21 protein-coding genes, 14 tRNA genes and 2 rRNA genes are annotated in these 25,392 nt (G+C 51.1%); 31 read left to right on the plus strand and 6 right to left on the minus strand.

Annotated elements, in window-relative coordinates; translation table 11 throughout:
- From KNP67_RS00005 to KNP67_RS00080, 16 genes are all read left to right on the plus strand, one after another.
- Positions 1-83: ribosomal RNA gene (locus KNP67_RS00005) — 23S ribosomal RNA — on the plus strand; the annotation flags it as partial.
- Positions 84-181: 98 nt separating this feature from the next.
- Positions 182-297: ribosomal RNA gene (gene rrf / locus KNP67_RS00010) — 5S ribosomal RNA — on the plus strand.
- Positions 298-305: 8 nt separating this feature from the next.
- A tRNA-Asn gene (locus KNP67_RS00015) sits at positions 306-380 on the plus strand.
- A gap of 13 nt (positions 381-393) precedes the next feature.
- Positions 394-484, plus strand: a tRNA-Ser gene (locus KNP67_RS00020).
- A 19-nt stretch (positions 485-503) separates the two neighbouring features.
- A tRNA-Glu gene (locus KNP67_RS00025) sits at positions 504-578 on the plus strand.
- Between the two features lie 17 nt (positions 579-595).
- Positions 596-669: transfer RNA gene (locus tag KNP67_RS00030), tRNA-Met, on the plus strand.
- Positions 670-676: 7 nt separating this feature from the next.
- Positions 677-752, plus strand: a tRNA-Asp gene (locus tag KNP67_RS00035).
- 27 nt (positions 753-779) lie between these two features.
- Positions 780-855 (plus strand) — tRNA-Phe (locus KNP67_RS00040).
- A 3-nt stretch (positions 856-858) separates the two neighbouring features.
- Positions 859-942, plus strand: a tRNA-Tyr gene (locus KNP67_RS00045).
- Positions 943-945: 3 nt separating this feature from the next.
- Positions 946-1,016, plus strand: a tRNA-Trp gene (locus tag KNP67_RS00050).
- Positions 1,017-1,034: 18 nt separating this feature from the next.
- Positions 1,035-1,110: transfer RNA gene (locus tag KNP67_RS00055), tRNA-His, on the plus strand.
- A 6-nt stretch (positions 1,111-1,116) separates the two neighbouring features.
- Positions 1,117-1,191 (plus strand) — tRNA-Gln (locus tag KNP67_RS00060).
- 4 nt (positions 1,192-1,195) lie between these two features.
- A tRNA-Gly gene (locus KNP67_RS00065) sits at positions 1,196-1,270 on the plus strand.
- 8 nt (positions 1,271-1,278) lie between these two features.
- A tRNA-Cys gene (locus KNP67_RS00070) sits at positions 1,279-1,352 on the plus strand.
- A gap of 9 nt (positions 1,353-1,361) precedes the next feature.
- Positions 1,362-1,442: transfer RNA gene (locus tag KNP67_RS00075), tRNA-Leu, on the plus strand.
- A 160-nt stretch (positions 1,443-1,602) separates the two neighbouring features.
- On the plus strand, positions 1,603-2,643 hold the full coding sequence (locus KNP67_RS00080) for a DUF2332 domain-containing protein (protein ID WP_214755935.1): 1,041 nt from the start codon (positions 1,603-1,605) through the stop codon (positions 2,641-2,643).
- Positions 2,644-2,684: 41 nt separating this feature from the next.
- Here the strand turns inward: KNP67_RS00080 and KNP67_RS00085 are convergent, their stop codons facing one another.
- Positions 2,685-3,278, minus strand: coding sequence for a DUF6241 domain-containing protein (locus KNP67_RS00085; protein WP_029595998.1), 594 nt, complete (start codon positions 3,276-3,278; stop codon positions 2,685-2,687).
- 360 nt (positions 3,279-3,638) lie between these two features.
- On the opposite strand from KNP67_RS00085, the gene desA reads away from it, so the two are divergent.
- The 7 genes from desA to KNP67_RS00120 all read left to right on the plus strand — a co-directional run bounded on the left by desA (position 3,639) and on the right by KNP67_RS00120 (position 8,760).
- A complete protein-coding gene (gene desA, locus KNP67_RS00090) occupies positions 3,639-4,658 on the plus strand; it encodes a Delta(5) desaturase DesA (RefSeq protein ID WP_021065768.1) in 1,020 nt (339 codons plus the stop codon).
- Between the two features lie 225 nt (positions 4,659-4,883).
- Positions 4,884-4,954, plus strand: a tRNA-Gly gene (locus KNP67_RS00095).
- 78 nt (positions 4,955-5,032) lie between these two features.
- On the plus strand, positions 5,033-6,181 hold the full coding sequence (queG, locus tag KNP67_RS00100) for a tRNA epoxyqueuosine(34) reductase QueG (protein ID WP_029595997.1): 1,149 nt from the start codon (positions 5,033-5,035) through the stop codon (positions 6,179-6,181).
- Positions 6,162-6,605, plus strand: a complete 444-nt coding sequence (locus tag KNP67_RS00105) for a methylated-DNA--[protein]-cysteine S-methyltransferase (protein ID WP_021066741.1) — start codon at positions 6,162-6,164, stop codon at positions 6,603-6,605. The genes queG and KNP67_RS00105 overlap by 20 nt, the downstream gene beginning before the upstream one ends.
- A gap of 10 nt (positions 6,606-6,615) precedes the next feature.
- The gene (gene trmL, locus KNP67_RS00110; RefSeq protein ID WP_021066740.1) at positions 6,616-7,089 is read left to right on the plus strand and encodes a tRNA (uridine(34)/cytosine(34)/5-carboxymethylaminomethyluridine(34)-2'-O)-methyltransferase TrmL; all 474 of its coding nucleotides are present in this window, start codon (positions 6,616-6,618) and stop codon (positions 7,087-7,089) included.
- A 226-nt stretch (positions 7,090-7,315) separates the two neighbouring features.
- Positions 7,316-7,873 carry a DUF5366 family protein gene (locus tag KNP67_RS00115; RefSeq protein WP_021066738.1) on the plus strand — a complete coding sequence of 186 codons (558 nt, stop codon included), beginning with the start codon at positions 7,316-7,318 and terminating at the stop codon, positions 7,871-7,873.
- Positions 7,870-8,760: a hypothetical protein gene (locus KNP67_RS00120; protein ID WP_058765770.1), complete on the plus strand. Its 891-nt coding sequence runs from the start codon at positions 7,870-7,872 to the stop codon at positions 8,758-8,760. Before KNP67_RS00115 ends, KNP67_RS00120 begins: the two co-directional genes overlap by 4 nt.
- Positions 8,761-8,790: 30 nt before the next feature.
- Here KNP67_RS00120 and KNP67_RS00125 read toward each other — a convergent pair whose 3' ends face one another.
- Positions 8,791-10,578 (minus strand): transglycosylase domain-containing protein, encoded by a 1,788-nt coding sequence (locus tag KNP67_RS00125; RefSeq protein WP_236355803.1) that lies wholly within the window; start codon positions 10,576-10,578, stop codon positions 8,791-8,793.
- A 152-nt stretch (positions 10,579-10,730) separates the two neighbouring features.
- On the opposite strand from KNP67_RS00125, the gene KNP67_RS00130 reads away from it, so the two are divergent.
- Genes KNP67_RS00130 through KNP67_RS00145 form a run of 4 tightly spaced genes read left to right on the plus strand, consistent with a single transcriptional unit; the run spans position 10,731 to position 16,925 of the window.
- Complete coding sequence (locus KNP67_RS00130; RefSeq protein ID WP_029595994.1) at positions 10,731-11,885, plus strand: glucose-1-phosphate adenylyltransferase; 1,155 nt, start codon at positions 10,731-10,733, stop codon at positions 11,883-11,885.
- Between the two features lie 34 nt (positions 11,886-11,919).
- The gene (glgD, locus tag KNP67_RS00135; protein WP_214755674.1) at positions 11,920-13,020 is read left to right on the plus strand and encodes a glucose-1-phosphate adenylyltransferase subunit GlgD; all 1,101 of its coding nucleotides are present in this window, start codon (positions 11,920-11,922) and stop codon (positions 13,018-13,020) included.
- Positions 13,021-13,030: 10 nt separating this feature from the next.
- The gene (gene glgA, locus KNP67_RS00140) at positions 13,031-14,470 is read left to right on the plus strand and encodes a glycogen synthase GlgA (RefSeq protein ID WP_214755675.1); all 1,440 of its coding nucleotides are present in this window, start codon (positions 13,031-13,033) and stop codon (positions 14,468-14,470) included.
- A 22-nt stretch (positions 14,471-14,492) separates the two neighbouring features.
- Positions 14,493-16,925, plus strand: coding sequence for a glycogen/starch/alpha-glucan phosphorylase (locus KNP67_RS00145; RefSeq protein WP_214755676.1), 2,433 nt, complete (start codon positions 14,493-14,495; stop codon positions 16,923-16,925).
- Between the two features lie 13 nt (positions 16,926-16,938).
- On the opposite strand, the gene KNP67_RS00150 is transcribed toward KNP67_RS00145, so the two are convergent.
- Entirely contained in the window at positions 16,939-17,757 is an 819-nt protein-coding gene (locus KNP67_RS00150; RefSeq protein ID WP_029595991.1) for a sulfurtransferase, read from the minus strand.
- Positions 17,758-17,856: 99 nt separating this feature from the next.
- Here KNP67_RS00150 and KNP67_RS00155 point away from each other — a divergent pair, with 99 nt between their 5' ends.
- From KNP67_RS00155 to KNP67_RS00165, 3 genes are all read left to right on the plus strand, one after another.
- On the plus strand, positions 17,857-19,584 hold the full coding sequence (locus KNP67_RS00155) for a phospho-sugar mutase (protein WP_214755677.1): 1,728 nt from the start codon (positions 17,857-17,859) through the stop codon (positions 19,582-19,584).
- Positions 19,585-19,709: 125 nt separating this feature from the next.
- The gene (locus tag KNP67_RS00160; protein WP_029595989.1) at positions 19,710-20,468 is read left to right on the plus strand and encodes a transporter substrate-binding domain-containing protein; all 759 of its coding nucleotides are present in this window, start codon (positions 19,710-19,712) and stop codon (positions 20,466-20,468) included.
- Positions 20,465-21,115, plus strand: a complete 651-nt coding sequence (locus KNP67_RS00165; protein ID WP_214755678.1) for an amino acid ABC transporter permease — start codon at positions 20,465-20,467, stop codon at positions 21,113-21,115. The genes KNP67_RS00160 and KNP67_RS00165 overlap by 4 nt, the downstream gene beginning before the upstream one ends.
- A 55-nt stretch (positions 21,116-21,170) precedes the next feature.
- Here KNP67_RS00165 and KNP67_RS00170 read toward each other — a convergent pair whose 3' ends face one another.
- The 3 genes from KNP67_RS00170 to KNP67_RS00180 all read right to left on the minus strand — a co-directional run bounded on the left by KNP67_RS00170 (position 21,171) and on the right by KNP67_RS00180 (position 24,206).
- On the minus strand, positions 21,171-22,007 hold the full coding sequence (locus KNP67_RS00170; protein ID WP_029595988.1) for a DUF6671 family protein: 837 nt from the start codon (positions 22,005-22,007) through the stop codon (positions 21,171-21,173).
- A 143-nt stretch (positions 22,008-22,150) separates the two neighbouring features.
- Complete coding sequence (locus tag KNP67_RS00175) at positions 22,151-23,251, minus strand: ABC transporter ATP-binding protein (protein ID WP_021066727.1); 1,101 nt, start codon at positions 23,249-23,251, stop codon at positions 22,151-22,153.
- A gap of 103 nt (positions 23,252-23,354) precedes the next feature.
- The gene (locus KNP67_RS00180; RefSeq protein ID WP_214755679.1) at positions 23,355-24,206 is read right to left on the minus strand and encodes a PucR family transcriptional regulator; all 852 of its coding nucleotides are present in this window, start codon (positions 24,204-24,206) and stop codon (positions 23,355-23,357) included.
- Positions 24,207-24,282: 76 nt separating this feature from the next.
- Here KNP67_RS00180 and KNP67_RS00185 point away from each other — a divergent pair, with 76 nt between their 5' ends.
- Complete coding sequence (locus KNP67_RS00185) at positions 24,283-25,374, plus strand: DUF445 domain-containing protein (protein ID WP_214755936.1); 1,092 nt, start codon at positions 24,283-24,285, stop codon at positions 25,372-25,374.
- The last annotated feature ends 18 nt before the right edge of the window (positions 25,375-25,392 follow it).

The following is a 25,392-nucleotide window of genomic DNA, read 5'->3' on the forward strand; positions in this document are numbered from 1 at the left end:
AGACGATGAGGTAGATAGGTCATGGGTGGAAGCACGGCGACGTGTGGAGCTGAATGATACTAATCGGTCGAGGCTTTGATCTAGTCTAAGGTTTGTATGAATTGATGAGTCTTCAGTTTTGAGAGAACAATCTCTTAAAAAATATTGACGTTATGACTAAATAATGTTAATATAATACTTGTCTGGTGGCGATAGCGAAGCGGCCACACCCGTTCCCATGCCGAACACGGAAGTTAAGCGCTTCAGCGCCGAAAGTAGTTGGGGGTCTCCCCCTGTGAGGATAGGACGCTGCCAGGCAAGATCGTTCCGCAATAGCTCAGTGGTAGAGCAACCGGCTGTTAACCGGTAGGTCGTAGGTTCAAATCCTACTTGCGGAGCCACTTTTCTCTTTTTGGAGAGCTGTCCGAGTGGCCGAAGGAGCACGATTGGAATTCGTGTAGGCGGCAAAACCGTCTCAAGGGTTCGAATCCCTTGCTCTCCGCCAGTTTTTCAATCAATAGTATGGCCCGTTGGTCAAGCGGTTAAGACACCGCCCTTTCACGGCGGTAACACGGGTTCGAATCCCGTACGGGTCACCATTTAAATTTTATATCGTCGCGGGGTGGAGCAGTCTGGTAGCTCGTCGGGCTCATAACCCGAAGGTCGTTGGTTCAAATCCAGCCCCCGCAATTAGTGTGGTCCTGTGGTGTAGCGGTTAACATGCCTGCCTGTCACGCAGGAGATCGCGGGTTCGAATCCCGTCAGGACCGCCATTTTTTCAATTAAATTACTACATACATGGCTTTGTAGCTCAGTTGGTAGAGCAAAGGACTGAAAATCCTTGTGTCGGCGGTTCGATTCCGTCCAAAGCCACCATGTGGGGGGGTAGCGAAGTGGCTAAACGCGGCGGACTGTAAATCCGCTCCCTCGGGTTCGGCGGTTCGAATCCGCCCCCCCCCACCACCTAGGGGCATAGTTTAGCGGTAGAACTACGGTCTCCAAAACCGTCAGCGCGGGTTCGATTCCTGCTGCCCCTGCTTTCTAATATAATTATGGCGATTGTGGCGAAGTGGTTAACGCACCGGATTGTGATTCCGGCATTCGAGGGTTCAATTCCCTTCAGTCGCCCCATTTTATTGGGCTGTAGCCAAGTGGTAAGGCATCGGATTTTGATTCCGACATGCGTAGGTTCGATCCCTTCCAGCCCAGCCATTATGCGGAAGTAGTTCAGTGGTAGAATACGACCTTGCCAAGGTCGGGGTCGCGGGTTCGAATCCCGTCTTCCGCTCCATTAAATTTGGCGCCATAGCCAAGTGGTAAGGCAGAGGACTGCAACTCCTCTATCGTCGGTTCGATTCCGACTGGCGCCTCCAACATAATATGCCGGTGTGGCGGAATTGGTAGACGCGCACGACTCAAAATCGTGTTCCTCTGGAGTGTCGGTTCGACTCCGACCACCGGTATCCGTAGATCCTAGCTGAGGCTAGGGTCTTTTTTTTGTATGTGAAAGTTTAAAAATAAAGGGAAGTGAGCGATGCGTAAGGAATAAGCAAGGAGTGTACGATTGTGCAAGGGGACGAAGGGGGAAGTACATTGCCGACAAATCAAATCGCTCAAGCTTTTATGAGATTTGCTTCAAACGAGTGTAGAGGTTCGAGTGTTCTTTATGAATCATTGTCGAACGAGATAGCGACAGACGTGTCGATTCTCACATTATGTGAGCAAGCCAATCCAGGACAGCCTATTCCGAACCTGTTGTTTGGAGCAGTCCATTATCTGCTCTTGAGTGGGCACCAGCATCCATTAGGCGACTATTACCCAAGCGTGGCCATTGAAGCGAAAGAGGTAGATGAAGGACTATTTCCGAGTTTTCAGCAATTTTGCAAAACTTATGAAACTGAGTTGGTTGCTCTCTTACAGACTAGGCTCGTTCAAACGAACGAAGTGAGACGGTGTGCGTATTTATATCCAGTGTTCGGTATGATTTCTAGATACTCAAAGCAACCGTTGTCTTTAGTGGAGATTGGTACGAGCGCCGGTCTACAGCTCTTATGGGACCAGTACAGCTATCGATATGACGACAGCGAACTGGTCGGGAACGTCACGTCATCCCTCGAGATTTCAGCGGAGGTGATTGGCGAAGGAAGACCTCGACTGAATCTACCGATTCCTCCAGTCCGGGAACGAATCGGGTTTGATTTGAATATCGTCGATTTGACCGATGGCGATGAAAAATTATGGTTGAATTCGCTTATATGGCCGGAACATACAACTCGTCTCGAGCTATTTGAACAGGCGAGTGCGTTGATCGGATCACAACCATTGGAGTTGATTCAAGGGGATGGAGTTCAATTATTAAAAACACGAGTCGATTCGATTGAAACGGACAGCATCGTCTGTATCTTCCATACACACGTGGCGAATCAAATGCCACTTGAAACCAAGTATGAGCTTTTGCGTCAAGTCGACTGTATCGGGGAGTACCGGGACGTCTGTCACATCTATAATAATGTCCAAGACAAGTTGCTCCACCTCGATCTTATTATCGATGGTAGGAAGAGTGAGTACGTGCTCGCTGAAACGAATGGGCATGGACGTTGGTTCAACTGGTTGCTATCACCAGAAACGGAAGAAAATCTTGAGCAAAGATTTGGTAAGCTCTAACCTCGGTTAGAGCTTTTTAGGATTAATGAAAAAAAGAACCATCACGGAGATGATTCTTCATATGACGTGTACGTCGCTTCGTCCAAAGTATGTAAGTAATCGGGTCCAAAATTGTTCAGGATAAAGAGTTCCTCTTCGTTCTCAGTCGCCAATCCGTTTGAGAATCCTCTATTCGCTTGGAGGAAATGCAACAAACGATCTTGCTCCGTGTCGGCTTTGGAGGAGTCGCCTTGTGACCAATTTTCGAGCATGATGTTCAATTCGGCGTATATGTCATCTTCGATCTTGAATTTTGATTTTAGAAGATTCAAGTATTCAGCCGATTGTTGAATATTCTGTGGTGTCATCGGAATCGCCCCCCATTTAGCACGAGCTGATATTTTTTGATGTGTCATCAAGTGCATGCTTTTGATCAATTCAGTTCGATTTGGTTTCTCTTCATTGAAAGAGACCTCTAGTTCAACGCGAGTCTTTGCGGTGGAGTTGCCTCTGCGGTCTAATGGGTCTTCCTTGGATACTTCGATTTGTAGTTCTTTGACGCGCTTTGCGTATTTGTCATCAAGATTCTCATTCTCGACACCTTGACTTAAGTTTTTATAAAACGTGTAGCTGATCCAAAAGACTGGAATGAGCAAGATGAGGACGCTAGTCGTGATGATGAGTCACTTCGGGGTAAATACCTGTTTCAGTTTTTTGAACAATATCATTGCCTCCTATCTGTACATAGTTGGATTTTAACATACTTCAAATACCATTAATCCCATATAAGGGATTAATATGGAAAAATAGATAAAAGAAACAAAAAAATGATTTGATAACTCATTTTGAATGAACGTTTTTCCATCTGTGATGTGATATAATTACCTGGTAATAATATTTTATGATGAATAAATTCTAATGACGGTCACGTTGCTCGTCAATCTCATACTGTATTTGGTTTCATATTTCATTTTTGTTGTCGTCATCGCTATTTGCAATTGAGGAGGAAGTTGTACATGAGTAAAGAAAAAATCGCCCAGCTCCGAAAGCATGTCTCGCCGTTTGAAAAGGCCGATGTGAAGAAGAGCGTCCGGCAGATGATCAACACAATCTTGCCGTTTCTTGCCGCCTGGATTCTTGCCTATCAGGCGCTCCAAATCTCGGTCTTCTTGACCATTCCACTCGCCATCGTCGCAGCTGGTTTTGTTGTCCGGATGTTCATCATTTTCCACGACTGTACGCACGGTTCGTTTTTCAAGAATAAAAAAGCGAACGCTATCGTCGGGACGATTATGGGGATTCTAACGTTGTTCCCATATGAGAAATGGAAACGAGAGCATTCGATTCACCATGCTTCGAGTGGTAACTTGGACAAACGTGGCGTCGGTGACATTTGGGTCATGACGATTGAAGAATACGTCGAGGCATCGAGATGGACTCGATTGCAATATCGTCTATACCGTAACCCGCTCGTCATGTTCGGTCTCGGGCCGTTGTTCTTGATTCTTGTCACAAGCCGTTTCAATCGGAAAGATGCGCGTAAAAAAGAACGGAATAACACATACCTCATTAACTTGTCGCTCGTCGTTCTCTATGCGCTCGTCATCGCGATTGTCGGTTGGAAAGCGTTCTTGATTGTTCAAGGCACGACGATGTTCACAGCCGGTGTCCTTGGAATCTGGTTGTTCTACGTACAGCATACGTTCGAAGACTCGTATTTCGAGGACGAGAGCGAGTGGGACTACGTGAAGGCTGCGATCGAAGGAAGCTCGTATTACGAGTTGCCGAAAGTGTTGCAGTGGGTAACCGGGAATATCGGTTTCCACCATGTTCATCACTTGAGCCCGCGTGTACCGAACTACAACCTTGAACAAGCCCATACGTCGACGCCGCCGCTCCAAAAAGCGACGACGATTGGTCTATGGTCGAGTTTGAAGTCGCTACGCTACAAACTGTACGATGCTCAGAACAAGACGTTCGTCACGTTCCGCGATATTAAGCACTTGCTTCGGGAACCGAAGACGTCATCGTTGTGACGCACATTCCTGCCGGCTTTGTCGGCAGGATATTTTTATATCGCCACAGCTATCTTATATTGAGATATGATTTAAAGAAGATAAATAAGGGAATTAGATGTACTCAGACAATAAACATATAGACTTGATAAGCCATCAAAGAAATTTCTTTAAAAGTGTTGACTTCCGAAAGGTATAGATGTATATTGATTGTAGTCGCTTTTACAGCCGACTCATATGAACCATGCGGGTGTAGTTTAATGGTAAAACCTCAGCCTTCCAAGCTGATGACGAGAGTTCGATTCTCTTCACCCGCTTCATCATCTCTCTGCCGACTGGCGGGGAGATTTTTTGTATGCGAAAATAGGCATGAAAGAGGTGATTCGATGAACGGGATGAGCCCGGAAAGACTTAAACAGAAGATTGTGGCGTACGCGACGACGATTGGGATTGACGAGTTGAAAGTGACGACGGCCGACCCGTTCATCGTCATGAAGCAACGTCTCGTGAAGCAACAAGAAAAGGGATTCGCTTCGGGGTTCGAGGAGCCTGATTTGGACAAACGGACGACACCGACGCTGTTACTTGAAGAAGCGCAGTCGATTATTGCAATCGCCATCTTGTATCCGAGCAAATTGAAGGACGCGCCGCGTAGTGTGGCCGATGAGCGCCGCGGTTTGTTCGCCCGGGCATCGTGGGGGCTCGACTACCATCGCGCTGTTGGCTCGAGACTCGAACAATTGCAGGCGTATATTGAACAGCTCGTCCCGGGCGTCCGGACACGCTCGATGGTCGATACGGGAGAGCTTGTCGATCGGGCGGTGGCCGAACGGGCCGGAATCGGCTTCAGCGGCAAGAACTGTTCCATCATTTCGCCCGAGAAGGGGTCGTACCTCTATCTAGGCGAGATGATCCTGGACACATACTTACCACCGGATGAGATGATTGAGGACGGGTGCGGAGAATGTACGAAATGCATGACGGCATGTCCGACGACGGCGCTTATCGAACCGGGTGTGCTCGACGCAAAACGTTGTATCGCCTATTTGACGCAAATGAAGACGCTCATGCCACGCGAGTTCCGCTCGAAGCTCGGTGGACGGCTTTACGGTTGCGACACGTGCCAACAAGTCTGTCCGTATAATCGGAAGAAGGATTGGCGCCATCATGAGGAACTGCTTCCTGAAGCGGAAATCGTCAAACCGTTGCTCGTCCCGTTACTGAACTTGAGCAATCGGGAGTTCAAAGCGAAGTTCGGCCATCTGTCTGGCGCATGGCGCGGCAAAAAGCCGATTCAGCGAAATGCGATTCTAGCGTTGGCCCATTATCGGGAACCATCGGCCGTGCCGGTGCTCGAAGACTTCATCCAACAAGATGAGCGCGAAGACATGCGGGCGACAGCGGTCTGGGCGATCGGGGCGATTCTCGGAGCCGAAGCCGAGACGATTTATCAACAGATTGAGTCGACGGAGACGTCGGAGCTCGTACATGAAGAGATTCGATTATTCCGAGAGGAGTGGAGTCATGAAGACCGTGTCATCTAAATGGGGAACGTTAGGCTATGAATTGAACGCCAATGGAAAGCTATGTGCGTTAGACTTTGCGGAGACGGAAGCGGATGATGGTTCGGCACCAGCTTGGCTGACCGAACTGATTGAACGTGTCGAACAAGACGGGCTTCAACCGTCTGACCGCGAGTGGATCGAGATGAACGGGACCGTCTTTCAGCAAGAAGTATGGGACGCGCTCTTAACAATCCCGTTCGGAGAGACGCGGACGTACAAACAAATCGCCGAACAAATCGGACGACCAAAAGCGGTTCGTGCGGTCGGCCAGGCACTGAACCGGAATCCGTTGCCCGTCATTTTCCCGTGCCATCGGGTCGTCGGTAGCGGAGGACAACTGACCGGTTTCGGTGGCGGTATTCATCAAAAACAACGATTACTTGATCTCGAACAAGTGAAGTGAGGAGTAGATTATGGCAATCCATGTAGTAATGTTCCAACCAGAAATCCCGGCGAATACAGGTAACGTCTCGCGCACATGTGCCGCGACGAATTCGGTGCTTCATTTGATTCGTCCGTTAGGTTTTTCGACAGACGATAAAATGCTCAAACGAGCCGGGCTCGATTATTGGCAGTTCGTCGACGTGCGGTATCACGATTCGCTTGACGAACTGTGGGCCAAGCACCCGGACGGAGAGTTCTTCTACATTACCAAGTACGGGGAACAGTACCCGAGTGACCTCGACGTGTCTGCGGTCGACAAAGACTATTTCTTCGTCTTCGGTCGCGAGACGAAAGGGTTGCCGATGGAAGTAATCGAGAATAACCTCGACCGTTGCATCCGCTTGCCGCAATCGAACCTCGTGCGATCGCTCAACGTCTCGAACACGGCGGCGATTATCGTCTATGAGGCGCTCCGCCAACAAGGATATGCTGGGTTGAAATAAAAAAAGAGCCGGATTCGTGAGAATCTCGGCTCTTATTGATTACCTTCAGGTTTTCTGTTGTATCCAGCTGTAAAGATAGCTGCGAGGAAGACGACGCTGATTCCGACCATTAGTAACAAACCCATCTGAAAATCCCCCTTTTGTTCTCCGTGACTACGAATATTATAATATACTTGATAATAGATTTGCACTGAATATGAGAAATTCTTGTGAAATTGGAGCCGATATGAAAACAAACGTGTACTTGTTAAGCTATGCCCCGTTGATTGGGATTATTCTGTTCTCGATGTCGCTTGCGATCGCCACGAGCGAGTATGTGATTCAATGGCTGACCCGTGTCGGTGTCTACAGCGAGATTATCGCCCTGTTGTCCGTACAGGAGTCAAAAGTGCTCGTGCTCGTCGTGTTCTTTACCATTTACTTCATGCTGTTCAGCGCCTTCAAGCTCGTGGCCGACACGTTCAATCAACTCGGATTCGCCTTCTTCGCGCGTGAGACGAACGGCAGCTCGCTCCATCGTCTCAAGCCAGGGGCGACGATTTTTCTGGTCGGGTCGGGAATCAGCTTCTTGTTCCTGAACTCGCTCCTTGCCGTCATCGCGGTATTGCTCGGCACATTCGTCCTCTATTTGTTCTATTACATATGGCAAGTCAGTCAGTTGATGTCGACGTTTCGGGCAATCGGTCTGCTCTTGATTCAAGCGATGATGTGGGCCATCCTGTTGAGCGGCCTCGCTTGGGCGATGCTACGCTTGTTTAACTCGGTCGGGGACATCATCCTATGACGGTGAATGCGACGATTCCCCTCATTCCGACCGAAGAAGTCGTCCAGGCATGGATGGGTTCGATGGTGCCACCGATGGACTTATTCATGGCGGATGCGAGACTCGTGACGCGACTCGGTGCGGATGCGAATGTCTTGATGATCCCACGGGCAGAATTCGACGTGCATCCGTCTTATCGGGACATCCGCATGGCCAACGCCTATACGTATTGGACCATCGACCGCGAGGCTGTTGTCGTCTTGCATGCGCCGCCGGGGTGGGTCGCGACATTATTGCCAGAAGTGAGACGCGAGTTGCTTGCCTATCAAGTCACGGTCGGACGGGGGCTCGTTTTCCCGGCGACTGACATGGAAATCGATTCGTTGGCGACTTCGATTGTGACGGTAGACGATGTGCCGTATCTCATCTTACATCAGTCAGCCTTTCAGGTGATGCCAGACGAGATGCGTCGTCAACTGACGTTCGAGTACGCCAAAGCTTGGGACGAGTGGACGGCGAGTTCTATTCCCGATACTTGCCCTGACCATGTGCGACGCCTTGCTAACACCTTCCCGGTCACGTCAGGCAGCAATTGCCTCGCGGCCACGCTGTTCGCGGTGACAGGTGCGGAGTGGATGGCGACGCAATGGGTCCATCCTGGCACATTCCTCCAGACGCTCGGTCAGGCTGGTTACATGAGAACCGAGTCGGAACTGACCGAACGAGGGGATGTGCTCACGTTCGTTGATGAGGCAGGGCGTGTCCAACACGCGACATACTGCATCGGCGCCGGACTCTTCTTCAACAAGAACGGGCAGACGCTGTTCAATCCATGGAAACTGATTCAACAACATGAACTGTTCGAGGCATGGGGGGACTACACGTGCCAGACGTATCGACGACCATAAAAAGCCAGGGACAACGATGTCCCTGGCTTTTTAGCGATGTGCTTCCGTCCAAACGATAGCAGGATAGGCCCGGTTGGCGAGCTCCGGGAACGGCCGCGGCGTGTCGGCGCCGAGCCAGATGGCCGTGATTGACTCATCGGTCAAACCGACGTACCACATGTCTTTATGCGAGTTCGTCGTACCGGTCTTCCCGCCGATATAAGGCCCTTTGATTTGGTTGGCGTAACGTCCCGTCCCGTAAGTGGTGACAGCGGACAACGCCTCCCGCATCGTCGCGACGGTCGCTTTCGACCAGACAGCTTGCTTCGTCATGCTTGGCGTGATCGTAGCTGCGCCCGACTCGAAGCGAATCTGTTTAATCGTCTGGCCGGACACGTACACGCCTTGGTTGAGAAACGGGGTATAGGCGGCGGCAAGCTCTTTGGGCGACACGCCTTGGGTCAAACCGCCGAGTGCGCTGGCGAGACTGTTATCGCTCTTAGCGTCCCACTGGCTGAACATCATGTCCGCCGTCGTATACGCTGCCTCTTGATCGATCGCGGTGAAGGCGGCGAGCGCCGGCGTGTTGTAGGAATACGCGACCGTATCGCGGAACGATACATCACCGAGGATACGATTTCCGCTGTTCGTCGGACAATACGTCCCGTAACAGACTGGCCGACCGTCGAGGATGGTATCGAGTTTCGCTCCGGTCTCTTCTATATAGGGCGCGAACACGAGGACAGGTTTGATGGCTGACCCAGGTTGGCGGAACGCTTGCGTGGCCCGATTGAATTCACCCGATTGGGTCATCTCTGAATCGACGAGGGCGATGATGCGTCCGTTCGGCGTCAGCTCGGCGTAGCCGCCGTTCAAACCGTTCGGCAGTTTTGTCATGACTTGTTTCGCCTGTTGTTGCCGGGCGACGGACAGATGCGTCTCGATTGTCGCTTGATTGGTCGCCAAGTAGTCTCTGGCTGCTTCTTCATCGAGATCATAACGTGAGCGGACGAGTCGAATCGCCTCTTTCATGACCGTATCCATATAATCGGGATAACGGACGACGTGTTGACGGTACGTCGCCGTCAGCTTCACCCCATGATGCGTTTCATACGCTTGTCTAGATATGACGCCGGCATCACGGAGCTGGGTGAGGATTCGATCTTTGCGCTCATAGAACGATTCTGACGGATCGAGCGGATCATATAAAGATGGATTGTTCGGGATGGTTAACAGGAAAGCGATTTGATTCCAGTTCAAATCTTCGAGCGGGCGGGCGAAATACGTCTCGGCTGCTGCTTGAATCCCGTAAACGTTATGTCCGAAGAAGATGACATTGCTGTATGCTGTCATAATTTCTTTTTTACTATATTGTTTTTCAAGCGCCCGGGCGAGCAATAATTCCTTCACTTTGCGCTCATATGTCCGCTCGTGCGTCAAATAGACGTTCCGGGCGAGCTGTTGGGTGATGGTGCTGCCGCCTTGGCGCGAGGATTCATTGGCGTTATTGATGAAAGCCCGAGCGATACCACCGAGGTCATATCCCGGATGGGCGTTAAACTTGCGGTCTTCGATGGTCATGATGGCTTCACGGAGGTGGGCCGGAAAGCGCGCGACAGAGACGTCATCGCGTCGACCGTTCAAATAGAGCCGTTCCGTCCCGCCTTTGTACGTCAACGTGACGGCATGTTTCGACGCGAGCGGGGTAGCGTTGACCGTCTTTTCACCCCACGTCATAATCTGTTTCGCTTGCTCAATTTCTTCTTTTAACGCTCCGCTGATCGTCCCGCCGACGGCTAACAGTCCAGCAAAAAATAGTGTCCCAATCCACGCTCGCATCGTCTCACCTCTCTCTTTATACATTATATCGTCAATCTTTCAAAAAAATTCAAAATGTAAACGTTATCATATAATAATTTGGGCAGGAATACATTAGGAAGTAGAGAAAGAGGGTAATAGATGTTTATATTATGAATTTAGGAGGCTGTACTATGAAGCAAGAAATGGTTGCGATGCTCCTCGCAGGAGGAGAAGGGAAACGACTCGGGCCTCTCACACGGAAGACGGCAAAACCTGCTGTCAACTTTGGAGGGAAGTACCGGATCATCGATTTTCCATTATCGAACTGTACCAATTCGGGAATCACGACGGTGGGCGTGTTAACACAATATGAACCACTGGAATTGAACCGTTACCTAGGCATCGGGTCAGCCTGGGATTTGGACCGCCGCAATGGAGGCTTGGCCATCTTACCACCATACCAAGCTCAGTCGGGAAAAAACTGGTACGAAGGTACGGCCAATGCGATTTATCGGAACTTGAGCTATATCGACGACTACGATCCGGAGTACGTGTTGATCCTATCGGGGGACCACATTTACAAGATGGACTATGAGAAGATGCTCGATTTCCATAAAGAGAAACAAGCCGATGTCACAATCTCAGTCATGGAAGTTCCATGGGACGAGGCGCCACGCTTTGGGATTTTGAATACGAGCGACGATCTTCGCATCAATGAGTTCGACGAGAAGCCAGAGAAGCCGAAGAGCAACTTGGCCTCGATGGGGATTTACATCTTCAACTGGAAAGTACTTCGGGAGCATTTGATTCAAGACGCGGAAGACGAGACATCAAGTTTCGACTTCGGGAAAAACATCATTCCGAACACGCTTCTCGACGGCTTAGACGTGTTCGCTTATAAATTCAAAGGCTACTGGAAAGACGTTGGAACAATTCAATCGCTTTGGGAAGCCAACATGGACTTGCTCGAAGAAGATCCACCGTTCGACCTTTACGATCCGAACTGGAAAATCTATTCGGTCAACCCGAACCAAACACCGCAATTCATCGGGAAAGATGCGTGTGTCGAACAGTCGGTCATTAACGAAGGCTGCCAAATCGAAGGCGAGGTCCAACATTCGGTCTTGTTCTACGATGTACGTGTCGGTGAAGGCTCGCTCGTCAAAGACTCGGTCATCATGCCGGGAGCACGGATTGGAAAAGATGTAACGATTCATCGAGCGATCGTCGCGAGCTGTGCCGTCATTCAAGACGGGGCGACAGTTGGCGAGCCGGGTGGTGAGATCGTTGTCATTGAACCACATGAAAATATCGAGAGCGGCACAGTCTTCAAACAACGTGTTTGATTTAAAAAAAGACCGACGCAAGGAGGCGTTACTGTTGACGAATGATTTGTTAGGAATCATCAACTTAGGAACTGAAGAGGGTTTATTTCCTGAATTCACGGGGCACCGCAATTTAGCGGCTGTCCCGTTCTCAGGGCGTTATCGCCTAATTGACTTTACATTGACGAACATGATCACTCAAGGCATCAACCAAGTTGGTATTTTCACACTTGATAAATACCGCTCACTCATGGACCACTTGGGATCAGGGAAAGAATGGGATTTGGACCGCTCACAAGGCGGCCTGCACATCTTCCCGCCGGCACTCAAACCTGACGGAGAAGCCTACCTCGGCGATTTGGCCAACTTCTCGATGCACCGCGAACATTTTGTGCGTAGCAAGCAACCGTATGTGGTCATCACAGGTTCGAACGTGTTGACGACAATCGATTTCCAAGACATGCTCGAGCATCACAAATCGATGGGGGCGGACATCACGCTCGCCTATACAGGCCATGAACAGAAGTGTGGCTATTGCCGCCCGATCCGTCTCGGCGAGAACGATCGCGTCGTCGGCATCGGTGAGCGCGGATACAGCCCGAGCGATGAGTATACGTATACGGAGACGATCGTCATGTCGAAAAACCTGTTCCTTCGTCTCGTCAATGAAGCGACGTCAAGAGGCGAGTATGACTTGCTCGACGGTGTCATCCGTCCGCAGCTTCACCGTCTCCACGTTCACGGGTATCACTATACTGGCAAAATGCAGGTGATTCACTCTGTGCTTTCATACTATAATGAGAGTATGCGCTTACTTCGTCATGAGGGAATCATTTACGACTTCCCACACATTTATACGAAGATTAAACATGAGCCACCGACACGCTATTTGAACGGGTCGAAGGTGAATGAGGCGCTCGTCGCGAACGGCTGTAAAATCAGCGGTGAAGTTCAAAACAGCATTCTCTTCCGCGGTGTCGTCGTCAGCGAACACGCCCGCGTTAAAAACTCAATCATTCTATCCAAATCGATCATCGAAGAAGGGGCTGTCGTCGAGAACGCCATTTTAGATAAAGAAGTGGTCGTCAAACGAGGGCAAGTCATTCGTGGTACGGTCGATGAACCGATCGTAATCGGAAAACGGACAACGGTGTAAGGGGGATATTATGAAAATATGGTATGTCGCTTCAGAAGCAGCACCGTTCATGAAAACGGGGGGGCTTGCCGATGTCATCGGCTCGCTCCCTCAAGCGGTGTCTAGCCTTGGTGAAGAAGTGAGTGTCATCATGCCGAAGTATGGCACGATTGCTCAAGAGTACGTAGATGAAATGGAATACATGTTCGATCTGATCGTTCCGGTCGGCTGGCGCAAGCAGTTCGGTGCCGTCCTCAAGCTTGAACGCGATGGAATCACGTATTACTTCATCGACAACGAATATTACTTTAAACGGGAAGGCGTGCTCTATGGCCATTACGATGATGCCGAGCGCTTCGCATTCTTCTCTCGTGCCGTGCTCGAGATGATCGGGAAGCTCGAAGCGGAAGACGTGCCTGACGTGCTCCACTGTCATGATTGGCAGACCGGTGTCGTCCCAGCCTTCTTGCGGATCCATTATCAACATATCGAGGCGTATCAACGCATTCGTACCGTCTTTACCATCCATAACCTGCAATACCAAGGCATCTTCCCGGAAGCGGTCCTCGGCGAGCTGTTACAGTTCGGTCCGGAACACTTCACGGCGGAAGGAATTCAACATAACGGTCTCGTCAACTACATGAAGGCGGGCATCGTCCATTCAGACCAAATCACGACGGTCAGTCCGTCGTATCGTGACGAAATCATGGAACCGTACTACGGGGAAGGGCTCGACGCGACACTCCGTTATCGGTCTGTCGACGTCCGAGGGATTTTGAACGGCCTCGATTTGGCGACGAATGACCCGAGCACGGACAAGCGCATCGCCCAGACGTACAATCTCGATACGGTCAAAGAAGGGAAGCTCGCCAACAAGCGTGAGCTTCAAGAACGGTTCGGCCTCGAGGTGCGTGACGATATCATGTTGATCGGTTTCGTCAGTCGACTCGTGGAACAAAAAGGCCTCGATTTGATTGAAGCGGTGAGTGAAGAGCTCGGGAACTTGGACTGTCAGTTCGTGTTCCTCGGGTCGGGTCAACCGGAATATGAAGGCATCGTCCATCACATGACGGCGTCGCACCCTGGCAAGGTCGGGTCGTATATCGGTTTCGATATCGAACTCGCACACTTGATTTATGCCGGATCGGACGCATTCCTCATGCCGTCCCGCTTCGAACCGTGCGGTCTCAGCCAGCTCATCTCGATGCGTTACGGGACGCTCCCAATCGTACGAGAGACGGGCGGACTGCGCGATACGGTCAAACCGTATAACGAATACACACAAGAAGGCACAGGTTTTGGTTTCTTGAACTATAACGCCCACGAGATGCTCGCGACAATCGAGAAATCGATTCGTGTCTTCTATGATGACAACAATTGGAACGCGCTCGTCCATCAAGCGATGACCGCGGACTTCAGCTGGAAACAATCTGCGAAGCAATACCGTGAGTTGTATCACCTATTTGCATGACCGGAAGGAGTTTTACACACATATGTTTACAGACAAACAGAGCTTCGTCACTTCATTCCAAGAGAGATTTGTCGCATTAAACGGGAAGTCGTTTGATGAAGGGACCGAGCAGGAAGTGTATCAAACGTTGGCCACGATGGTGCGCGAGCAGGCAATTCCGAAATGGATCAACACCCGCGACAAGCATGAAGAAAAACAAAGTAAACAAGTCATTTATTTCTCACTTGAATTTTTGCTCGGTCGTTTTCTGTACAACAATTTACTCAGTATGGACGTCCTCGAAGTCGTGCAAGAGGGACTCGATGAGCTCGGATTCAATTTCACCGATATTACCGAATATGAGCCGGAACCAGGTCTCGGTAACGGCGGTCTCGGCCGCCTAGCAGCCTGCTTCCTCGACTCGCTCGCAGCGCTCAGTCTCCCGGGACACGGGAACGGGATTCGCTACCGTTACGGCTTGTTCAAACAAAAAATCGTCGACGGCTATCAAGTCGAGTTGCCGGACAACTGGCTACGTGACGGGAACATGTGGGAGACGCGCCGAGCGGACCGGGCCATCGACGTCAATTTCGGGGGCTGGATTGAGATGCGCCAAATCGGGGATCGGCTCCGGGTCGTCCATCATCCGGACGAAGTCGTTCGAGCCGTCCCTTACGATATGCCGGTCATCGGGTACAAGAACGACGTCGTCAACACGCTCCGACTTTGGAATGCCGAGTCGCCGTTTGATGACGAGGAGTATATGGAACGGACGAAAGGTTCGTATAAAGATTTGCTGAAGTATAAGCAGTCGATTGCGACCATCTCTGAGTTCCTGTATCCGGACGACACGACGTACGAAGGAAAAGTGTTGCGTTTGAAGCAACAGTACTTCTTCGTCTCGGCGGGCGTCCAGTCGATGATTGCGTCTTACTTACGTCATAATAAATCTTTGAAGCACCTCGGCGACCATTATGCAGTCCACATTAACGATACGCATCCGGTCGTGGCCATCCCTGAACTCATGCGGATTTTAATGGACGACCACGGCTACGGGTGGGACGAAGCGTGGCGTGTGACGAAGAGCGTCATGTCGTTCACGAACCATACGCTCCTCGCCGAGGCGCTTGAGAAGTGGCCGGTCGAGATGTATGAACGGTTATTGCCGCGCATTTATCAAATCATCACCGAAATCAATCGCCGCTTCTGTAAAGACGTCCTCGTCAACTATCCGCATCTCGAGCCACATATGGGCGAGATCGCGATCGTGTCGAACGAACACATCAATATGGCGAACCTTGCCGTCGTCGGCTCACATTCGACGAATGGGGTCGCTCGGATTCACACGGACATCTTGAAGCAACGCGAAATGCGTCACTTGTATGAGATGTTCCCACTCCGGTTCAATAACAAGACGAACGGCATCACACATCGACGCTGGCTCCTCAAGTCGAACCCACGCCTCTCGAATTTGATTACGGATGCGATTGGTTCGTCATGGATCGAACATCCGAACGACCTTGAGAAGTTGATGGGTGTCTCAAAAGATGCGAGCTTCCAAGAGCAGGTCATGAACGTGAAACAACAAAACAAACTTGACCTAGCCGGCTATATCCAAGCTGAGACGGGCATCGCCGTCGATCCGGACTCGATTTTTGACGTCCAAGTCAAACGGCTGCACGCCTATAAACGTCAATTGATGGACGCGATGCACATTCACGCGCTCTATCAAAAGATTCAAGCCGATCCAACGTTCACGATGGTCCCACGGACGTTCATCTTCGGGGCGAAGGCGGCACCAGGTTATTATTACGCCAAAGAAGTCATTCGCTATATCAACGCCCTCGCCTCGATGATCAACAATGACAAACGGGCGAGCCGCTTCATCAAGGTCGTTTTCCTCGAGAACTATCGTGTCTCGATGGCCGAGCGCATCTTCCCTGGTTCGGACTTGAGTGAACAAATCTCGACAGCGAGCTACGAGGCGTCAGGTACCGGCAACATGAAGTTCATGATGAACGGGGCGCTCACAATCGGGACGCTCGACGGCGCCAATATCGAGATTCGCGACGCGGTCGGCGACGACCACATCTTCATCTTCGGATTGACACCGCAAGAAGTCATGAACTATAAGAAGTTCGGCGGTTACCATGCGGCCGACATCTATCATGCGAACACGGACGTGCGCAACGTCGTCGACGGACTCGTCAACGGGACATTCGACAAGGTTGGAGAATACCAATTCCAAGCGATTTTCGATTCGCTTCTCGTCTATAATGACGACTTCCTCGTCTTGAAAGATTTCGCGTCATACATGCAGGCACAGCGTCGTGTCGATGAAGTATTCGCCGACAAGGCACGCTGGGCCGAGAGTTCGATCGTCAATACGGCCAAATCGGGTATCTTCTCGAGTGACCGGACGATCACAGAATATGCGAACGCCGTTTGGAACATTAAACCGACGAGCGTCAAATAAAAAAATCCACCCGTTACGGGTGGACCTTGTTTTCTGGATAACTAATCCAATCAGAGTAAGAGCCGGGGTACAGACGCACATCGTCTTTACCGAGGGCGTGTAGCGCCAAAATGTTGACGCAGGCGGTGACCCCGCTCCCGCAATAAAAGATGGGATTCGGGACATCGAGGACGTCGGCGTAATGCTCTTTCAAATCGTGGAAGTCTTGAAGCGTCCCTAAGTCGGTGACGGCCTCGGTATAGGGACAGAGCACGGCGTTCGGGATATGCCCGGGCTTGCGGTCAATCGGTTCATGGCTGCCGTCGTAACGGTCGGCCGTTCTTGAATCGTATAACCCACCAGTGACGGTGGCGGCGCGCACGTCTTCAATCGTCGCGATCATCTCGTCTTGGAAGACGGGTGTATAGTCGGAAACGGGATAGGACGGGACGTCTGTCGTCGTCTCCCCGCAGTAAGTGATGCCGGATTGGATGCCGCCTTCGAGCACGATGACGCGCTCATGGCCGGCCCACTTGAATAACCACCACGCACGAGCGGCGAACGGGAAGCCGTCGTCGTAGATGATGACCAAGTCATCGCGTTGAATCCCGATGCGGCGGAGCGTTTCGGTCCATGCCTGTTTAGACGGCAGCGGATGGCGTCCGCCGTGCTCGGACAACGGTCCGGACAAGTCTTCCATCAAATCAAGGAAGACGGCGTTAGGCAGATGTCCTTGTCGATACGCATACTTTCCGTATGAGGCGTCGTTTAATGAATAGCGGCAATCAATGAAGCGGATCGAGTCCGTATGGACGATGTGTTTCAATTCTTGGGCACGCATAGTTGGAAACATAGTATCACCTCGAAGTTTCGTTACTCCCATCGTATACAAGATGGAACAAATTGGCGAGTACTTCGATTGAATTTTTGAATGTCGAAAGGGGAACTGACCATGACATGGCAACAGACATATGACCGATGGAAACAACACAAGGCGCTCGAGCCGCATTTGCGCGCCGAACTCGAGGTGCTCGAGCAAGACGAGACATCACTCGAGGATGCCTTCTATAAGACGCTCGAATTCGGGACGGGCGGTATGCGCGGTGAAATCGGTCCAGGGGCAAACCGGATGAACATCTATACGATTCGCAAGGCATCGCAAGGCTTTGCCGATTTTATCGCCGCGTCAGGGGAAGAAGCGAAACGTCACGGCGTCGTCATCGCCCACGACTCGCGTCACTTCTCGCCAGAGTTTGCGCTCGAGGCGGCACGCACACTCGCTTCGAACGGGATTAAGACATACTTGTTCCCGAGTTTGCGGGCGACGCCAGAGTTGTCATTCGCCGTCCGTCATTTGAACGCCTTCGGCGGCATCGTCATCACGGCGAGCCACAACCCGCCGGAATATAACGGCTTCAAAGTGTATGGCGCCGACGGTGGACAATTGCCACCGGCCGAAGCCGATGAGCTCGTCTCGTACGTCAATGCCATCGAAGATGAATTGAAGATTGACGTTAAAGATGAGGCACCGCTTCGGTCCGAGGGCACACTCGTCACGGTCGATGCGTCGGTCGATGCGGCATACATGGAAGCTCTCCAATCGATTCGGATTCATACGGACGTCCAAGGCGATCCGCTCAAAATCGTCTATTCACCACTTCATGGGACGGGACGTCGCCCGGTCATGGAAGGATTGAAAGCATATGGGTTCGAACACGTCACCATCGTCGACGAACAGGCTGAGCCGGACGGGGCATTCCCGACGGTCAGTTATCCGAACCCGGAAGAACGAGCTGCCTTCGAGCTCGCGATGCAGTACGGCGACCGCGTCGGGGCCGACTTGCTCATGGCGACGGACCCAGACGCCGACCGTGTCGGCTTCACGGTCCGTGACCGCAATGGCGAATGGTTCGTCTTGACGGGGAACCAGACCGGGGCGCTTCTCATGGATTACATTTTGTCTCAAAAAGTGGAGACGGGGACGCTTCCGACGAACGGCTTCGTCGCGAAGACGATCGTCACATCAGAACTCGGGGCGGCCATCGCCAAGGCGTATGGGGTCCACCTCGAGAACACGCTCACCGGTTTCAAATTCATCGGCGAGAAAATCAAGCAGTATGAAGAGTCGGGCCAGTACCAGTTCTTATTCGGTTACGAAGAGAGCTACGGTTATTTGATTGGAGACTTCTGCCGTGACAAAGATGCCGTCCAGGCGTGCTTACTCGGCGCCGAGATGGCGGCTTTCCATAAACAGCACGGGCGCACGTTGTACGATGCCCTCCAAGCCGTCTATGAGAAGTATGGCTTCTACGAGGAGTCGCTCCAATCGATGACGTTGAAAGGGAAGGCCGGTCTCGAACAAATCGGTCGAATGATGGAGGCGTTCCGCGCCAATCCGCCACAAGAAGTCGGCGGCTACGAAGTCGTCCGCTTCGAGGATTACAAGCAACAAGTCGCGAAAAACTTGCAGCAAGGCGAGACGGAAGCGATCGAGTTGCCATCGTCGAACGTACTCAAATTCATCTTCGAGGACGGCTCATGGTTCTGCCTGCGTCCGTCTGGGACCGAACCGAAAATCAAATTCTATTTCAGTGTCCACGCCGATAGCGCGGAGAAAACGACAGTGAAACGGGAAGCGATTGAACGTGATGTTATGAAGCAAGCGAAAGCAATCGATTAATCGACGACACCGCCCTGACGAGGGTGGTGTCTTTTGTTTGACAAGATATGCCCCCCTCAGTATGATGAGTGTATTGTTCATAACCATGTAATCATATACGGATTATCAGGAAGGCGGAAATTACCATGAAAAAATCATTAACAGCAGTACTTGCAATCGGAGCATCGTTCGGGGTGCTCGCGGCTTGCGGGACAGAGACAGACAGCGGCTCAGAAGAAGCCGTCATCACAGTCGGGACAGAAGCGACGTACCCGCCATTCACGTACAAAGACAAAGGTGAAATCACAGGGTATGACATCGACGTATTGAACGAAGCGGCCGAGCGTGCCGGTTACACGGTCGAATACGAGCCGATGGACTTCAAAGGACTCGTACCGGCCCTCGACGCAGAACGCATCGACATGATTGCCAACCAAATGAGTATCACGCCAGAACGTGAAGAGAAATACGCGTTCTCAACTCCGTACGCGGTATCAGGTGCGCAAGTCATCGTCGCTTCGGACAACGAAGACATTCAAGGCATCGATGACCTCGACGGCAAAGTCGTCGGCTCGACACAAGGTTCAGTCTACGCGCAGCTCGCTGAAGAAGCCGGTGCTGAAGTGAAGTTCTACAAAGGCGCGAACCAAGTGCTCCAAGACCTTCAAGTCGGACGTCTCGATGCGGCACTCAACGACCGTCTCTTCATCTTGACGGAGCTTGAGAAGACAGGTTACGACGTGAAAGCGGTCGGAGACGTCTTCAATAAGAGTGAAGCGGGCTACATGACGCGTCAAGACTCAGACGTGCTCGACAAGTTGGACGACGCGTTAGCTGAGATGCAAGAAGACGGCACGATGGCTGAGATCGGTGAGAAGTACTTCGGTGAGGACATCAGTCAATGAGTGAACTGATCACGACCGTCATCGAGAACCGTTCGGCCTATATCGAAGCCGTACAATTGACGCTGATCGCCAGTATCCTGTCGATTATCCTCGCCTTGGTGCTCGGTCTGATCATTGCGTTACTGCATAGCAGCCCAGTTAAAGTGTTGCGTTTATTTACCCGGACGTATATCTCATTCTTCCGGGGGACGCCACTTCTCTTGCAACTTCTCATCCTGTACGTCGGTTTGACCGGATTCGTCCAGTTGAGCGGAATGCAAGCACTCATCTTCGGGTTAGGCCTTCACTTTGCGGCCTATATCTCGGAAGCGTTCCGGGCAGCCATCAATTCGGTCGATCAAGGGCAAGTCGAGGCAAGTGTCGCCCTCGGCATTCCGCGTGCGAAGCGCTTTAAAGACATCATCTTCCCACAGGCGCTGTCGCGTGCGATCCCACCAGTGTCGAACTCGGTGATCGATATCATCAAATCAACGTCGCTCGGGTCGGTCATCGCGGTGCAGGAGTTGACATACGTCTCGGACCAAATCGCAGCGACGACGTATCTCGTCATGCCGCTCCTCTTGTTCTCGGCGTCGATCTATTGGATTTTATCGACGCTCATCCAAGCAGGACAGCATCGGCTTGAACGTCGCTACGCGATTCGTTAACCAAAAAAGCAGCCATGATTTCTCCTTATGGGGAGATAGCAGGCTGCTTTTTTTATTAGGGATTACACACATCACAATATCTTGGAGATGTGTATAAATCTCCAAGATATTCGGTTTGTTGATACTTACAAGTCGAGCAGGCATAAACATGTTGCATTATTTGTTTTGTGGGAGTATGACATTGCTCGCATAATTGACCAGGTACTTTGCGGACGATACGGAAGCCCGGTGTGCCACAGGATGGGCAGAGTGAGTTTGCCTGTTCAATGAGTTGCCTCGTCGCGCTCTCAATATTTTTCATTCGAGTTGGGTTGGCATACGCCCGCATGTCTGTCTCGATAAAGACCTGTCGATTCGTTGACTTATTAAAACAGTATGTAAAAGCTTCTTTTAATAGCGATTCACTGGTGATGTCTTTTAGCATAATGGATGAATGTTCATCATCTGATCGGAGAATCACATGATGATCTGGAAAACCAACTTTATTAACAAACTGCAGTGCAGAAGGGTAATCTTGAACGATTGTATGACTGAAGTTTGTGTCGAGTCCTTCATAATAACCATGTAATTCAAGCTCTAATTCGTCATCTTGCAGTAATACCAGTTCAGTATTCCAAGGAATGGGCGCGAGAGGATGGAATCCGAATGTGCCTTCGCTCGCTACCCCAACATGATGATTGGTCAGTTCCAGACCCCTAGTCGCTTTTTTTCTTGCTGTATCAAATTGAGATTGTTTTCGACTGATTTCCCGTGTGAATGTTCCGAATTGATCAGTGTCGAGCGGACTCACGTGTACGTTGCATCCGAATGCGTCCTCAAGGAGAGGTTTGATAACTTTTTCTTTTTGGTGAATTGTCACCAATAGCACATCTCGATCTTTTAAATAATTCATAAATGGTTTCCTTTCTAAGCAAATCAGAGTCCTTATAAAGACTATAAAGGAATAATTCACGCAGTGTAAACGCCTATGGAATAGTATGAAATAAAAAAGAAGTGAACCGTATGTATACGGTTCACTTCAACATATCGTAGTGCTTAACGGATGACGAGTTCTGTCTCCGTGTCGAAGAAGTGAGCTTTCGTCATATCGAGTGCGAGTGTGACATCGTCACCCATGTGGATGTTCGAACGTCCATCGATCCGTGCCGTGAACTGGTGGCCACCGAGTTCAGCGTACAAGTACGACTCAGCGCCCATGAGCTCGGCAACGTCGATGTGCGTGCGGAACGTGTGCGTCGTTGGCGAGTCGATGTAGATTGGCTCATCGTGAATCGATTCTGGACGGATTCCGAGCACGAGTTCTTTGCCGACGTAACCGCGGTCACGAAGACCTTTCATTTTGCCTTCAGGGACGTTGATTTCTTCGCCGCCGACGAGGAACTTCCCATCAGCCAATTTTCCGCGGAAGAAGTTCATCGAAGGTGATCCGATGAAGCCGGCTACGAAGATGTTGTCTGGGTTTTCGTATACTTCTTTTGGCGAACCGACTTGTTGGATGATTCCGTCTTTCATGATGACGATCCGAGTCGCGAGTGTCATCGCTTCCGTTTGGTCATGGGTAACGTAAATCGTCGTCGTGTCGAGACGGTTGTGCAACTGGATGATTTCCTTACGCATTTGAACGCGAAGCTTGGCATCTAAGTTTGAGAGCGGCTCATCCATCAAGAACACTTTGGCATCACGAACGATGGCACGGCCGATGGCGACACGTTGACGCTGACCACCAGAGAGTGCTTTCGGCTTACGTTGAAGGTATTCTTCAAGTCCGAGGATACGGGCCGCATCTTGGACGCGACGGTCGATTTCATCTTTCGGGAACTTGCGAAGTTTCAAACCGAACGCCATGTTGTCATAAACACTCATGTGCGGGTAAAGTGCATAGTTTTGGAAGACCATGGCGATGTCGCGGTCTTTCGGTGCGACGTCGTTCATGCGCTTGCCGTCGATGATGAAGTCGCCGCTCGAGATTTCTTCGAGTCCTGCGATCATACGGAGCGTCGTCGATTTACCACAACCTGAAGGTCCGACGAAGACGATGAATTCGCGGTCTTTGATGTGCAAGTTGAAATCGCTGACTGCCTTCGAGTCACCACCATCGTATATTTTATCAATGTGATTTAATTGAATTTCTGCCATGTCGTTAGCCTCCTGGGAATCTGTTCTTGTATAATAGCGCTTACAAGACTGATTATACGATGAAACCGCTTGCATCGAATATGTACACGTTGCACAAAAACGATTACTCAGATTTGTGCAACGTGACAATCAATTGGAGCAGACCGGCATCGTAGAACTGCCTAGCGTCATAACCGGTCGCTTCGTAGAGCCGATCGAGCCGATAGTTGAGCGTATTTCGATGCATGAATAACGCCTTGGCCGTGTGCGATACGTTCAACGAGTGGGCGAACAACGCCTCCAATAAATCGATCGTCGTCTTATCGAGTGACGCGACGACAGGGGCCGTCAGACGGGGACGTACATCAAAAGTCTCATGGCGTTGTAGTAAATAATGGTATAATAATTGACTAGCAGGGTAAGCTTTAGTAGAGAGCTTGGCGAGTGGGAGTAGCGCCTGATGCTGGTGATAAAGTGGCGCAAGGTCACCGAGCGGACGTGCGCTATAGACGACATGCGCCTCGACGTAACAATCGCTCGCGATCGCCCGCAAGACGTCTTCGAACTCGGTCAGCTCGACGAACTGATCGGTCTCAATGATTTCAACGTGAGACCGGGTCATGAGAACAATCTCTGCTTCAGGCATAAAGTCAGCTAACACGTCTAAAAATTGTTCGAGTGCCTCAGGGTCTTGATAATGCAGGACGAGCGACATGAGACGGAACGGCCGGTCGAACCGGTACGCATCGGTGAGTAGACGGTCCTGCCATTTGGCTTGTCGTGGGTCGAGTCTTGTCAGGAGTGGGGTGGCGAACCATTCAAGCAGCTGTCGCTCACGCTCCGTCAGCTCCAGTTTAGGGAGACCGAAGACCGTGCCGTCCTGGGCTTGATACCAGCGAACGTCACTGGACGCTTCTTCGGACCGATGGACAGCCATCGGGAAAATCGATTTAATTCGTTCAAACGTAGTCAACACAATCACCTCTTCAATAAATGTATCATATTTCAGATCGGAGGCAGACAGTTTGGAGAGTCTAGTCAAAGTATTCATTATGATCGCCATCGGTGCGACAATCGGGGGAGTGACCAACTTCCTCGCCATCAAAATGTTATTCCGGCCCCATCACCCTAAATATATTGGGAACATGCGCGTCCCGTTCACGCCAGGCTTGATCCCGAAACGGCGCGATGAGTTGGCGACGAGCCTCGGTAAGACCGTCGTCAAACACTTGTTGACCCCGGAAGGGATGCGTAAGCGCCTGCTCGATGAACAGGTCGGTGGCCACATCACGTATTACGTCCAAGGTGAGGTGCGGACGATGCTGCGCTCGGATCAGACGATTCGATCGCTCATCGAACCACTTTATCCGGATGCCGAGACTCGTGTCTTGGCAGAAGCGGACACGAAGCTCCGCCAAGAGCTCCGGCTCGTCCTCGCAGATGTGAAGTCGCGTAAACTGTATGAGATTCTCGGTGAAGACGGCATGGACCGCGTCCGGGGCATCATTCCGGAGATTGTCGATACCTTGCTCGTCAAGTCGGAGGAGTATTTCTATTCCGTCGAGGGTGAGGCCCAACTTCGACACATGGTCGACTCGTTCGTCCAGCGTCGACTTGGATTCATCGCCGGTTTCGTCCAGAACTTGAATTTTGTCGAGATGATTCGACCGGAGATTATCAATATCCTCCGCGGCGGCTCGACGCGATCGGGTATGGCGGAAATGATTACACGTGAGTTCGAACGGTTCAGCGAACGGTCGGTCGATACGTTGCTTGACGACCGTCTAGAGGAACGGTTGATTGACGGTGTGACGACGGAAGTCGTCTCGCGCTTGCCGGTCGGGGAGTTGCTCGATCGAACGGTCCACTCGTACACACGGGACATTGAAGACCGCGTCGTCGACGAGCTCGTCCCGGCTGGAGTACGACTCGTCATTACGCGCTTCACGGATCAAATGGAGACGATCATGGACCGCCTCAAAATTGACCAAATCGTGCAAGAGCAGGTGAGCTCGCTCGATACATCGTACCTCGAAGAGATTGTTCTCTCGATCTCGAAACGAGAGTTCCGGGCAATAACATGGCTTGGCGCCTTGTTAGGTGGTATGATTGGGTTGATTCAAGGGTTGATTGCCATCATTTAAGAGGCACGCCCTAATAGT

It is taken from the genome of Exiguobacterium sp. s157 (assembly GCF_018618205.1).
Lineage (GTDB): Bacteria > Bacillota > Bacilli > Exiguobacteriales > Exiguobacteriaceae > Exiguobacterium > Exiguobacterium chiriqhucha.

Excerpts from the sequence above, each read along its gene's own strand:
- glgA (WP_214755675.1), top strand. The coding sequence starts at position 13,031 with ATGAAAATATGGTATGTCGCTTCAGAAGCAGCACCGTTCATGAAAACG.
- KNP67_RS00155 (WP_214755677.1), top strand. The coding sequence starts at position 17,857 with ATGACATGGCAACAGACATATGACCGATGGAAACAACACAAGGCGCTC.
- desA (WP_021065768.1), top strand. The coding sequence starts at position 3,639 with ATGAGTAAAGAAAAAATCGCCCAGCTCCGAAAGCATGTCTCGCCGTTT.
- KNP67_RS00170 (WP_029595988.1), bottom strand. The coding sequence starts at position 22,007 with ATGAATTATTTAAAAGATCGAGATGTGCTATTGGTGACAATTCACCAA.
- KNP67_RS00105 (WP_021066741.1), top strand. The coding sequence starts at position 6,162 with ATGAAGACCGTGTCATCTAAATGGGGAACGTTAGGCTATGAATTGAAC.
- KNP67_RS00115 (WP_021066738.1), top strand. The coding sequence starts at position 7,316 with ATGAAAACAAACGTGTACTTGTTAAGCTATGCCCCGTTGATTGGGATT.
- KNP67_RS00130 (WP_029595994.1), top strand. The coding sequence starts at position 10,731 with ATGAAGCAAGAAATGGTTGCGATGCTCCTCGCAGGAGGAGAAGGGAAA.
- KNP67_RS00080 (WP_214755935.1), top strand. The coding sequence starts at position 1,603 with ATGAGATTTGCTTCAAACGAGTGTAGAGGTTCGAGTGTTCTTTATGAA.
- KNP67_RS00160 (WP_029595989.1), top strand. The coding sequence starts at position 19,710 with ATGAAAAAATCATTAACAGCAGTACTTGCAATCGGAGCATCGTTCGGG.
- KNP67_RS00165 (WP_214755678.1), top strand. The coding sequence starts at position 20,465 with ATGAGTGAACTGATCACGACCGTCATCGAGAACCGTTCGGCCTATATC.
- KNP67_RS00175 (WP_021066727.1), bottom strand. The coding sequence starts at position 23,251 with ATGGCAGAAATTCAATTAAATCACATTGATAAAATATACGATGGTGGT.
- KNP67_RS00120 (WP_058765770.1), top strand. The coding sequence starts at position 7,870 with ATGACGGTGAATGCGACGATTCCCCTCATTCCGACCGAAGAAGTCGTC.
- KNP67_RS00185 (WP_214755936.1), top strand. The coding sequence starts at position 24,283 with ATGATCGCCATCGGTGCGACAATCGGGGGAGTGACCAACTTCCTCGCC.
- KNP67_RS00125 (WP_236355803.1), bottom strand. The coding sequence starts at position 10,578 with ATGCGAGCGTGGATTGGGACACTATTTTTTGCTGGACTGTTAGCCGTC.
- queG (WP_029595997.1), top strand. The coding sequence starts at position 5,033 with ATGAGCCCGGAAAGACTTAAACAGAAGATTGTGGCGTACGCGACGACG.
- KNP67_RS00145 (WP_214755676.1), top strand. The coding sequence starts at position 14,493 with ATGTTTACAGACAAACAGAGCTTCGTCACTTCATTCCAAGAGAGATTT.
- trmL (WP_021066740.1), top strand. The coding sequence starts at position 6,616 with ATGGCAATCCATGTAGTAATGTTCCAACCAGAAATCCCGGCGAATACA.
- KNP67_RS00150 (WP_029595991.1), bottom strand. The coding sequence starts at position 17,757 with ATGTTTCCAACTATGCGTGCCCAAGAATTGAAACACATCGTCCATACG.